Origin of the sequence: Streptomyces sp. UNOC14_S4 (genome assembly GCF_020740835.1) — a bacterium.
Lineage (GTDB): Bacteria > Actinomycetota > Actinomycetes > Streptomycetales > Streptomycetaceae > Streptomyces.
Genome location: NZ_JAINFC010000802.1, coordinates 1 through 2285, shown reverse-complemented (window position 1 = coordinate 2285; position 2285 = coordinate 1). Strand labels below are relative to the sequence as shown.

At 69.5% G+C, this 2285-nt stretch carries 2 protein-coding genes; both read right to left on the bottom strand.

Annotation, left to right across the window (positions count from 1 at the left end; all coding sequences use genetic code 11):
- Positions 1–63: 63 nt before the first annotated feature.
- Positions 64–924: an IS21-like element helper ATPase IstB gene (gene istB / locus K6I34_RS35905; protein WP_229332220.1), complete on the bottom strand. Its 861-nt coding sequence runs from the start codon at positions 922–924 to the stop codon at positions 64–66.
- On the bottom strand, positions 924–2180 hold the full coding sequence (istA, locus tag K6I34_RS35900; protein ID WP_229332219.1) for an IS21 family transposase: 1257 nt from the start codon (positions 2178–2180) through the stop codon (positions 924–926). Before istA ends, istB begins: the two co-directional genes overlap by 1 nt.
- Between the last annotated feature and the right edge of the window lie 105 nt (positions 2181–2285).

Genomic DNA, 2285 nt, shown 5'->3' with positions numbered 1-2285 from the left:
TGTCGGCGGCGGGTGAATCGTGACCCACTTTGGCCGGGTGAAAACGGACCCTTTTGTGGGGGTTCAGTCGTTGTCGGTTCGGTCGGTGGGGACGCGTCCGAGTTCGCGTCCGCGCATGCGGTAGGAGTCGCCTTTGAGGGAGTGGACTTCGGCGTGGTGGACGAGGCGGTCGATCATGGCGGCGGCCACGGTCTCGTCGCCGAAGACCTCTCCCCAGCGTCCGAAGGGTTTGTTGCTGGTGACGATCACGGACGCTCGTTCGTATCTGTTCGAGATGAGCTGGAAGAACAGGTTCGCGGCCTCTGATTCGAAGGGGATGTAGCCCACCTCGTCGACCACGATCAGGGGATAGCGGCCGAGGCGGGTGAGTTCGGCGGCGAGGTTTCCGGCCTGGTGGGCGGCGGCGAGCCGGTCGACCCACTCGGCGGCGGTGGCGAAAGCGACGCGGTGGCCGGCCTGGCAGGCCCGCACTCCCAGGCCGATGGCCAGGTGTGTCTTGCCCGTCCCGGGCGGGCCCAGGAAGACGACGTTCTCCTTGCCGGCGATGAAGTCCAGGGTGCCCAGGTGGGAGAGCTGTTCGCGCGTCAGGCCGCGCAGATGGGCGACGTCGAGTTCCTCGAGCGTCTTGACCGCGGGGAAACGGGCAGCGCGGACCCGTGCCTCGCCGCCGTGCGATTCGCGGGCGGAGACCTCGCGCTGGAGGCAGGCGACGAGGTATTCGGCGTGGGTCCAGGACTCCTTGCGGGCCCGTTCAGCGAGCCGGTCGGCGGCGTCCAGCAGGGCCGGGGCCTTCAGGGCCCGGGCCAGGAAGGCCAGTTCCGAGGTGGTCTGGCGGCCGGTGCGGCGGCTGGCGGCCGGGGCCTTGCCGACGGGCTGGGCCCTGGTGGCCTCGCTGTCGTCGGTGGTGGTGACGGTTGCGGGCATCACACGGCCTCCTTGCCGGCGCCGCCGTCGATGACGGTGAACAGGCGGTCGTAGGTGCCCAGCTCGCGCTGTTCGACCTCGACCAGCGGGCCCCCTCCGCCGCAGCTGACGGCCTGGATCTGACCCGTGGGGCGGCGGGCCTGGTGGCGCATCATCGCACCGGTCTCAGCGTGTTCGGGGTCGGTGAGGGTCTGGTGGCGGGCCCAGCAGCGGGCATGCCGGGCGACGATCTCGCCGCCCGCGGTCAGGACGATGACCTCGTCGTTGTCGGTCAGCACGGTGACGTGGTGGCCGATGGCCGCGGGGTCGACGGAGTAGTCGCAGGTGTCGACGCGGACGTAGTGGTCGCGGCCGAGCCGGGTGGCAAACCGCCACCAGGTCGGCGGGTCGACCGCCGGCAGGGTGAGCATCTGGGCCCGGTCCGCCTCCCACCGGTCGGCCGGGCGGGCCCCGAGGGTGCGGTGGACGCGCCGGTTGGCAACCTTCAGCCAGCCGGCCAGCTGGGTGTTGAAGTCGTCCGGGCCGCTGAAGTGACGGCCGGGCAGGAACGAGGTCTCCAGATAGCCGTTCGCCCGCTCCACCAGCCCTTTCGCCTCCGGATCCCGGGGACGGCACAAGTAGATCTTCGTCGCGAGGAGTCCGGCGAACGCGGCGAACTCCGAGGTGGGACGGCCTCGGCCGACGCCGGCCTCGTTGTCCCAGACGAGCGTCTTCGGGACCGCACCCCACTGCGTCAGCAGACGCCAGTGCCCGTCGATCAGGTCACCGGTCCTCCTCGAGGGCAGCATCCGCGCGGCGATCACCCGTGAATAACCCGACACCATCACCAGCACCGGTGGCCGTCCGGTCTGGCCATAGCCGAGGGGGATCTGTGCCTCGGGGAACCACAGGTCGCACTGGGCCAGCTCACCGGGCCGGTAGTTCGTGCGCGAGACCGGATCGACCGGCAGATATCCCGGCCGGAGCTCGCGGACACGCTCCTTGAGGATCGTCATCCCCCGGTCCCAGCCGATCCGCTCGGCGATCACCGTCGCAGGCATCGTCGGCGTCTGGCGCAGCAGCTCGCGGATCTGCACCTCGACCGCGTCCACCGCCGAGCCCTTCGCCGCCCGCTCGTACTTCGGCGGCCGGTCGTTCGCCAACGCCCGCTTCACCGTGTTCTTCGAGATGCCCAGATGCCGCGCGATCGCCCGGATTGGCATCTCCTCCGCCCGGTGCAGACGGCGGATCTCTGCCCAGTCTTCCACGAGGATCACCCTTTCCTCCTGACCTTGATCAGCAAGGCCAGAATGAGATGAAGATCCACAAATGGGTCAGTATTGACACGCCGTCAAAGGGTCAGAGTTCGACCGTCGCCGACA

Coding starts and splice junctions, on each gene's coding strand:
- istB (WP_229332220.1), bottom strand. CDS start 924: ATGCCCGCAACCGTCACCACCACCGACGACAGCGAGGCCACCAGGGCC.